Genomic DNA, 7,752 nt, shown 5'->3' on the forward strand with positions numbered 1-7,752 from the left:
CCACCCACTTTGTGCCGTCGATGCTGGCGGCGTTTGTCGCCTCGCTGGATGCCGACAGCGTCGCTGCCTGCCGCACGCTGCGGCGGGTATTCTGCAGCGGCGAAGCGCTGCCGACGGAATTGTGCCGCGAGTGGGAGCGCTTGACCGGCGCGCCGCTGCATAACCTGTACGGCCCGACGGAGGCGGCGGTGGACGTCAGCTGGTATCCGGCCTGCGGCCCTGAGCTGGCGGCCGTGACCGGCAGCAGCGTGCCGATTGGCTGGCCGGTGTGGAACACCGGGCTGCGCATTCTCGATGCCGCGATGCGCCCGGTGCCGCCGGGGGTGGCGGGGGATCTTTATCTCACCGGCATCCAGCTGGCGCAGGGCTATCTGGGGCGCCCGGATCTCACCGCCAGCCGCTTTATCGCCGACCCGTTTGCCCCCGGCGAGCGGATGTATCGCACCGGCGACGTGGCGCGCTGGCTGACGAACGGCGCGGTGGAGTACCTTGGCCGCAGCGACGATCAGCTGAAGATCCGCGGGCAGCGCATCGAGCTTGGCGAGATTGATCGGGTGATGTCGGCCCTGCCGGACGTGGGGCAGGCGGTGAGTCACGCCTGCGTCTTCAACCAGGCGGCGGCGACCGGCGGTGATGCCCGACAGCTGGTGGGCTATCTGGTCTCTGACTCCGGCCTGCCGCTGGATACCGCGGCGCTGAAAGCGCGGCTGGCGGAACAGCTGCCGCCGCATATGGTGCCGGTGGTGCTGATGCAGCTCGCTGAGCTGCCGCTGAGCGCCAACGGCAAACTGGACCGCAAAGCGCTGCCGCTGCCGACTCTCGGCGGCGAGCGCAGCGGCCGGCCGCCGGAGCCCGGCATGGAAACTCTTGTCGCCGCCGCCTTCAGCCAGCTGCTGGGCTGCGAGGTGAACGATATCGACGCCGATTTCTTCGCCCTTGGCGGTCATTCGCTGCTGGCGATGCGCCTGGCGGCACAGCTCAGCCGCCAGCTGGCGCGGCAGGTGACCCCGGGGCAGGTGATGGTGGCCTCGACGGTGGGCAAACTGAGCGCGCTGCTGGCCGCCGATCTCAGCGATGAGCAGGCCCAGCGCCTGGGGCTGGATACGCTTCTGCCGCTGCGCGAGAGCGACGGCCCGACGCTGTTCTGCTTCCATCCCGCCTCCGGCTTCGCCTGGCAGTTCAGCGTGCTGGCGCGCTATCTCAGCCCGCGCTGGTCGATTACCGGTATTCAGTCGCCGCGCCCGCAGGGGCCGATGGCCAGCGCCGCCAGCCTCGACGAGGTGTGCGAGCATCATCTGCGCACGCTGCTGGCGCAGCAGCCGCACGGCCCTTATTACCTGTTCGGGTATTCGCTGGGCGGCACCTTAGCCCAGGGGATTGCCGCCCGCTTGCGCCAGCGCGGCGAAGCGGTGGCCTTCCTCGGCCTGCTGGATACCTGGCCGCCGGAGACGCAAAACTGGGCAGAGAAAGAGGCCAACGGGCTGGATCCCGAGGTACTGGCGGAGATCGACCGCGAGCGCGAAGCGTTCCTCGCCGCCCAGCAGGGGCAAGCCTCTGGCGAGCTGTTCAGCGCCATCGAAGGCAACTATGCCGATGCGGTGCGGCTGTTAACCACCGCGCACAGCGCGAAGTTTGACGGCAAGGCGACGCTGTTCGTGGCGGAGAAGACGCGGCAGGAGGGGATGGATCCGCAGGTCGTATGGGGCCCGTGGGTGGGGGAACTGGAGGTGTTCAGCCAGAACTGCGCCCACGTCGACATTATCTCCCCGCAGGCCTTTGAGGCCATCGGCCCGGTGGTCAGGGAGATTCTGGGGTAACGGTTGAGTTCGGGCTACAGCAGGTAGCCCGGCTCAGCGTAGCGCAAGCCGGGGAAAGAGGAGATTACCGGCGGCCCAGCGGGACCACCAGCGGCGTATGCGCCACCGGATCTTCAATGATCGTGCAGCGCAGACCGTAAATCCGTTCAATCAGATCGGCGGTGACGATCTCCTTCGGCGCCCCCTCGGCGACGATCCTGCCGTCGCGCAGGGCGATCAGGTGGGTGGCGTAGCGGCAGGCCTGGTTAAGATCGTGCAGCACCGCCGCCAGGGTATAGCCCTTCTCGCGATTCAGCTCGCTCAACAGTTCCAGCAGGTCGATCTGATGGCTGATGTCCAGCCAGGTGGTCGGCTCATCCAGCAGCATAATCGCCGTTTCCTGGGCCAGCACCATCGCAATCCACGCCCGCTGCCGCTGGCCGCCGGAAAGCGTGTCGACGCTCTGCAGCGCCAGATCGCTGATCCCGGTCGCCCGCATCGCCTTGTTCACCGCCTCTTCATCTTCTTTGCGCCAGCGGGTAAACAGCGGCTGGTGCGGATAGCGCCCGCGGGCCACCAGCTCCTGCACCGTGATATCGCCAGGGGTGGTGGCATTCTGCGCCAGCAGCCCGATGCGGCGGGCAACCTCTTTACTGGCGTACTGCTGGATCTGCGCGCCGTCGAGCCAGACGTGGCCGCTGGCGGGCGTCATCAGGCGACTGAGGGTGCGCAATAGCGTCGACTTGCCGCAGCCGTTGGGGCCGATAATGGCGGTGAAGTGACCGTCAGGGATGGTCACGTTCAGCGACTCGGCGATGGTCTTGTTCCCGTAGGCCAGGGTTAACTGCTCGCCGCGCAAACGGGAGGGGACAGCACTCATTTTTTGCGGGACTCCTGAATCAACAATGCAATAAGGTAAATACCGCCGAGGCTGACGGTTAACACGCCAACCGGCAGCTGCCACGGCATAAACAGCCGTTGGGCGCCGTAATCGGCCAGCGCCAGCAGCAGCGCGCCGCACAGGGCCGACTGGGTCAGTCCCCAGCGGGCCGTGCCGCTCAGGCGGCGGGCGATATGCGGCGCCACCAGCGCGATAAATGAGATCGGCCCGGCCAGCGCCGTCGAGGCGGCGGTGAGCACCACCGCCACCAGCATCAGCAGCAGGCGCGAACGCTCGACCTGCACCCCCAGCGCGCAGGCAGTATCGTCGCCCATCTCCAGCAGCCGCATCCGGCGAACCAGCAGGGCGCTGCCCACCAGCATCAACAGGATCAGCGGCGCCGACGGCCAGGTTTTACCCCAGGTCAGGCCGTTAAGCGATCCGGCGTTCCACAGGCCCGCAGAAAGGGCGGTCTCCAGCGAGGCGCGCAGCAGCAGCCAGGTGTTGAATGCCACCAGCATGGCGCGCACGCCGATGCCGATAATGATCAGGCGGAAGGTTTCGATCCCGTTGCGCCAGGCCAGCAGCCAGACCACCAGCGAGGTCAGCACGCCGCCAAGCATCGCCGCCAGGGCGATCGCCGTCAGGTTCTGGCCGAAGAGGACCATCGCCACCAGCACGCCGCTCCAGGCGCCGGTGTTAAAGCCCATCACGTCCGGGCTGCCGAGCGGGTTACGGGTCAGCGACTGGAAAATGGCGCCGCTGACGCCGAGCGCGGCGCCGATGAGCAGCGCCATTAACACCCGCGGCAGCCGCCATTCGTTCACCACCATCGCGACGTTGCGCGGCGCATCGCCGAACAGCGCCGAGAACACCTGGTCAATCGTCAGGGGCACCGGGCCTTGCGCCAGCCCGAGCAGAGAAATCAGCAGGCTGGCGGCCATCAGCAGCAGACAGCTGGCTATCAGGCGGCGGGACGGAGCAATCACAGTCCACCTCCCCGCGGCTGGCGGCGCACCAGCCAGATCAGCACCGGCGCGCCGAGAAAGGCGCTCACCACCGATACCCGCAGTTCGCCGGGCACCAGCAGGCGGCCAATCACGTCGGCAAACAGCAGCAGGGCCGGGGTGGCGAGCAGGGTGACCGGCAGCGACCAGCGATGATCGGCCCCCACCAGCCAGCGCGCCATATGCGGCATCATCAGGCCGATAAAGGCGATGGGGCCGACGACGGCGGTGGCGCTGCCGCACAGGACGGTGATGACGATCAGGCCGATCAGCTGGGTGCGGGCGACGCGGCTGCCGAGGGCGGTGGCGGTATCGTTGCCCAGGCTCAGGCTGTTCAGCGCCCGGCTCAGCAGCAGAGCGGCGATCCCCGCCACCACTACCGGCAGCAGGACAATTTTCAGCGTTTGCAGGGTGCGGATATCCAGCGAACCGGCCTGCCAGAAGCGTAGCTGATCGTAGACGTCCGGGTTGAGCAGGGCGATGCCGTTGGACAGCCCCTCGAGTACCGCCGCAAGGGCGACCCCGGCGAGAGTGAGGCGCACCGGGCTCAGCTGACCGCCGCCCTGGCTGCCGGTAAAGGCTACCAGCAGCGAGGCGCAGAGCGCGCCGCAGAATGCCAGCAGCAGCTGCTCCTGCGGGGAAGTGATCCCAAACAGCGCCGCGCCGAGGACGATGGCGAAGCTGGCGCCGGAGTTGACCCCCAGCAGGCCGGGGTCGGCCAGCGGGTTGCGGGTGAGCGTCTGCATCAGCGCGCCGGCGAGGCCGAGGGCGACGCCGGCCAGCAGACCGGCCAGAGTGCGCGGCAGGCGCGCGTCCAGCACGATAGTGCAATCAGCGCTTTGACAGGTTCCGCTGAAGGCGGTGAATACCGTGCCGATCGGCAACGATTTGGCGCCGATGGTCAGGCTAAGAGCGGCGGCTAAGGCGAGTAATAGCAACAATCCGGGCACGGCGACAGAGCGTACCGCGGTCGTAGAAAACGACATAACTGACATCCCTGATATGATAATGATAGTAATTATCGTTATCGATTTTATTCAGCTATGGTAGCATGACCCACAGTAAAAAGGGTATTAAAAATAACGACAAGGCGCTGTAATGAACCGACAATCCTGGCTGCTCAATCTCAGCCTGCTGAAAACTCACCCGGCGTTTCGCGCCGTTTTTATCGCTCGCTTTATCTCTATTCTGTCGCTTGGCCTGCTGGGCGTGGCCATTCCGGTGCAGATCCAGATGATGACCCATTCGACCTGGCAGGTCGGGCTGTCGGTGACGCTGACCGGGGCGTCGATGTTTGTTGGTCTGATGGTGGGGGGCGTGCTGGCTGACCGCTATGAACGTAAACGCCTGATCCTGCTGGCGCGCGGCACCTGCGGCGTGGGCTTTGTCGGCCTGTGTCTGAACGCCCTGTTGCCGGAGCCGTCGCTGGCGGCGATCTACCTGCTGGGGATCTGGGATGGGTTCTTCGCCTCGCTGGGGGTGACCGCGCTGCTGGCGGCGACCCCGGCGCTGGTGGGGCGGGAAAACCTGATGCAGGCCGGGGCCATCACCATGTTGACGGTGCGCCTGGGCTCGGTGATTTCGCCGATGATCGGCGGCCTGCTGCTGGCCACCGGCGGCGTGGCGTGGAACTTCGGCCTGGCGGCGGCGGGGACCTTTATCACCACCTTAACCCTGCTGCGTCTGCCGCAGCTGCCGCCGCCTCCGCAGCCGCGCGAGCATCCGCTGCGCTCCCTGCTGGCGGGGCTGACCTTCCTCTGCCGGAGCCCGCTTATCGGCGGGATTGCGCTGCTTGGCGGTCTGCTGACCATGGCCAGCGCGGTGCGGGTGCTCTATCCGGCGCTGGCCGGTAGCTGGCAGATGTCGGCCGGACAGATTGGCCTGCTGTACGCCGCTATTCCGCTCGGTGCGGCGCTGGGGGCGTTGACCAGCGGCCAGCTGGCCCAGACGGTGCGGCCGGGCGCGCTGATGCTGGCGACCACGGTGGGATCGTTTGTCGCCATTGCGCTGTTCAGCCTGATGCCGCACTGGGCATTGGGCGCGCTGTGCCTGGCGCTGTTTGGCTGGCTGAGCGCTATTAGCTCGCTGCTGCAGTACACCCTGATCCAGACCCAGACGCCGGAACATATGCTCGGGCGGATTAACGGTCTGTGGACCGCGCAAAACGTCACCGGCGACGCCATCGGCGCGGCGCTGCTCGGCGGCTTAGGGGCGGTGATGACGCCGGCGGCATCCGCCAGCGCCAGCGGCTGGGCGCTGGCGCTTGTCGGTGTGCTGCTGGTTGGGTTGCTACGCGAGCTGCGCCGTTTCCAGCGCCCGGAAATTGTCAACGAAAGTTAAGTCGGGTGCGATTGCCCGGTGGCGGCTACGCCTTACCGGGCCTGGGGTACGGCAGGCCGGTGCAAGCGCCGCGCCGCCCGGCAAAGAGTTCAGGTTGCGTATCCGTCCTGATGCCCGGTGGCGGCTGCGCCTTACCGGGCCTACAGTCTGGCCTGGGGAACTCTGGCATTGTAGGCCGGGCAAGCGCCGCGCCGCCCGGCAAGGTGTTCAGGCCGCGTTCCCGGCCTGATGCCCGGTGGCGGCTGCGCCTTACCGGGCCTGGGGTACGGCAGGCAGGTGCAAGCTCAGTAGGCCGGGCAAGCGCCGCGCCGCCCGGCAAGGTGTTCAGGCCGGGTTCCCGGCCTGATGCCCGGTGGCGGCTGCGCCTTACCGGGCCTGGGGTACGGCAGGCCGGTGCAAGCTCAGTAGGCCGGGCAAGCGCAGCGCCGCCCGGCAAGGTGTGCAGGCCGAGTGCCCGGCCTGATGGCGCAGCCCGCGTTAGCCGAACAGGCTGGAGAGACGCTGGAGCACCAGCAGAGCGCTGTAGTAGTCAAGGCGGAAGGTCTCGGTGCCCAGCGGGTAGACGCGTTTGCCTGCGACCGCCGGGAGATGCGCCAGCAGCGGGTTGGCGTAGATGGCATCCGCATCTTTCTGGTCGCCGGCGAACAGGAACAGGCTCTGGCCGTTCAGACCGGCCGCGAGGTTCTCCCCGCCCAGCTGCACGATATCGTGGCGTTTACCCTGGCTATGGCTGGCGGGCAGGCCGCCCGGCAGCGTCGCCAGGCTAAAGCCCAGCTGTTCGAGCATCTGCCCCTGAGCCGATTCCGGCGTCCAGATATTGGCGCTGTGCGCGGCGGCGGTATAGACCAGGGCGGTCACCGGCTGCGGCGGCAGTTTCATTTTTTCTTTTAACGAAACGAGCTGTTTATTGAAGTCGGCAATGCGCGCGCTGGCCTGTTGTTCATGACCGGTGATCTGCCCCAGCTGGGTGAGGAGGGTTTGCCAGCTTTTATCGTCATAGTTGATGACCAGCGTCGGGGCGATGGTTTTAAGCTGATCGTACAGCGGCAGGGCGGAGTCGCCGCCGGTCGCGCTCACCAGGATCAGATCCGGCATCTGAGCGGCCACCGCTTCGGCGCTTGGTTCGCCGATGTACAGCCGCGCCAGCTTGCGGGCTTTGGCAACCTCGCTCCACTGGCGCAGAAAGCCCTGGCTATCGGCGACGCGGTTGTTCGGCGTGGTCGCGCCGCTGGCGACCACCGGAGCGTCAATCGCCAGCAGCGAACCGGTAAGCGTCACGCTGGTGGAGACAATGCGCAGCGGCTGACTCGGCAGGGTATGCGTCCCGTAGCTGTCGGTGACCTGGCGCGGCCAGTCCGCCGCCTGGGCTGAGGTAATTCCTAAAAGCAACAGCATGCCGGTCAGCGCACCGCGGCGGCAGAAAGAAAAGAAGTTCACGTCATCGCATCCTGATTTGAAAGGTGATAAATGCGTCTCATTTTCAACTTTGTGTCAGCAGGATGCAAGCCAAAGTGGCGGCGCCATGACGTAACGCGGTTGACATGGCGGGCAATACCTTTTAGGTTAGCCAACCAAAATATAAATGATAATTATTCTTAATATCTTTATCGTTTTTGGAGGATGATATGGAAACGTCACTGGCTGAGGATGTAAAGAAACCGACCCGGACCCTGTCGCCGGACAGCTTCTTCTTTATGACGCCGTACCGCAGTTTTACCACTTCAGGCTG

At 66.1% G+C, this 7,752-nt stretch carries 7 protein-coding genes; 3 read left to right on the forward strand and 4 right to left on the reverse strand.

Translation table 11 applies throughout. The annotated features are described in order from the left end of the window. Positions 1-1,817: thioesterase domain-containing protein (locus tag KHQ28_RS23320; protein WP_211777697.1), on the forward strand; the 1,817-nt coding region annotated here is incomplete at its 5' end. Between the two features lie 64 nt (positions 1,818-1,881). On the opposite strand, the gene fepC is transcribed toward KHQ28_RS23320, so the two are convergent. Genes fepC through fepD form a run of 3 tightly spaced genes read right to left on the reverse strand, consistent with a single transcriptional unit; the run spans position 1,882 to position 4,669 of the window. Beyond that, a complete protein-coding gene (fepC, locus tag KHQ28_RS23325) occupies positions 1,882-2,676 on the reverse strand; it encodes an iron-enterobactin ABC transporter ATP-binding protein (protein WP_002893737.1) in 795 nt (264 codons plus the stop codon). Beyond that, positions 2,673-3,665 (reverse strand): iron-enterobactin ABC transporter permease, encoded by a 993-nt coding sequence (fepG, locus tag KHQ28_RS23330; protein WP_032419236.1) that lies wholly within the window; start codon positions 3,663-3,665, stop codon positions 2,673-2,675. Before fepG ends, fepC begins: the two co-directional genes overlap by 4 nt. Next, positions 3,662-4,669 (reverse strand): Fe(3+)-siderophore ABC transporter permease, encoded by a 1,008-nt coding sequence (gene fepD / locus KHQ28_RS23335; RefSeq protein ID WP_004176917.1) that lies wholly within the window; start codon positions 4,667-4,669, stop codon positions 3,662-3,664. Before fepD ends, fepG begins: the two co-directional genes overlap by 4 nt. Before the next feature lie 112 nt (positions 4,670-4,781). Between fepD and entS the strand changes: the two genes are divergently transcribed. Next, a complete protein-coding gene (gene entS / locus KHQ28_RS23340; protein ID WP_004147525.1) occupies positions 4,782-6,023 on the forward strand; it encodes an enterobactin transporter EntS in 1,242 nt (413 codons plus the stop codon). A gap of 477 nt (positions 6,024-6,500) precedes the next feature. Here the strand turns inward: entS and fepB are convergent, their stop codons facing one another. Next, positions 6,501-7,460, reverse strand: a complete 960-nt coding sequence (fepB, locus tag KHQ28_RS23345; RefSeq protein ID WP_004147526.1) for a Fe2+-enterobactin ABC transporter substrate-binding protein — start codon at positions 7,458-7,460, stop codon at positions 6,501-6,503. A 188-nt stretch (positions 7,461-7,648) separates the two neighbouring features. On the opposite strand from fepB, the gene KHQ28_RS29320 reads away from it, so the two are divergent. Continuing rightward, a partial coding sequence (locus tag KHQ28_RS29320; protein ID WP_228298289.1) for a hypothetical protein occupies positions 7,649-7,752 on the forward strand: 104 nt, incomplete at its 3' end.

Origin of the sequence: Klebsiella sp. 28 (assembly GCF_018223905.1) — a bacterium.
GTDB classification, from domain to species: domain Bacteria; phylum Pseudomonadota; class Gammaproteobacteria; order Enterobacterales; family Enterobacteriaceae; genus Klebsiella; species Klebsiella pneumoniae.

Excerpts from the sequence above, each read along its gene's own strand:
- fepC (WP_002893737.1), bottom strand. The coding sequence starts at position 2,676 with ATGAGTGCTGTCCCCTCCCGTTTGCGCGGCGAGCAGTTAACCCTGGCC.
- fepD (WP_004176917.1), bottom strand. The coding sequence starts at position 4,669 with ATGTCGTTTTCTACGACCGCGGTACGCTCTGTCGCCGTGCCCGGATTG.
- entS (WP_004147525.1), top strand. The coding sequence starts at position 4,782 with ATGAACCGACAATCCTGGCTGCTCAATCTCAGCCTGCTGAAAACTCAC.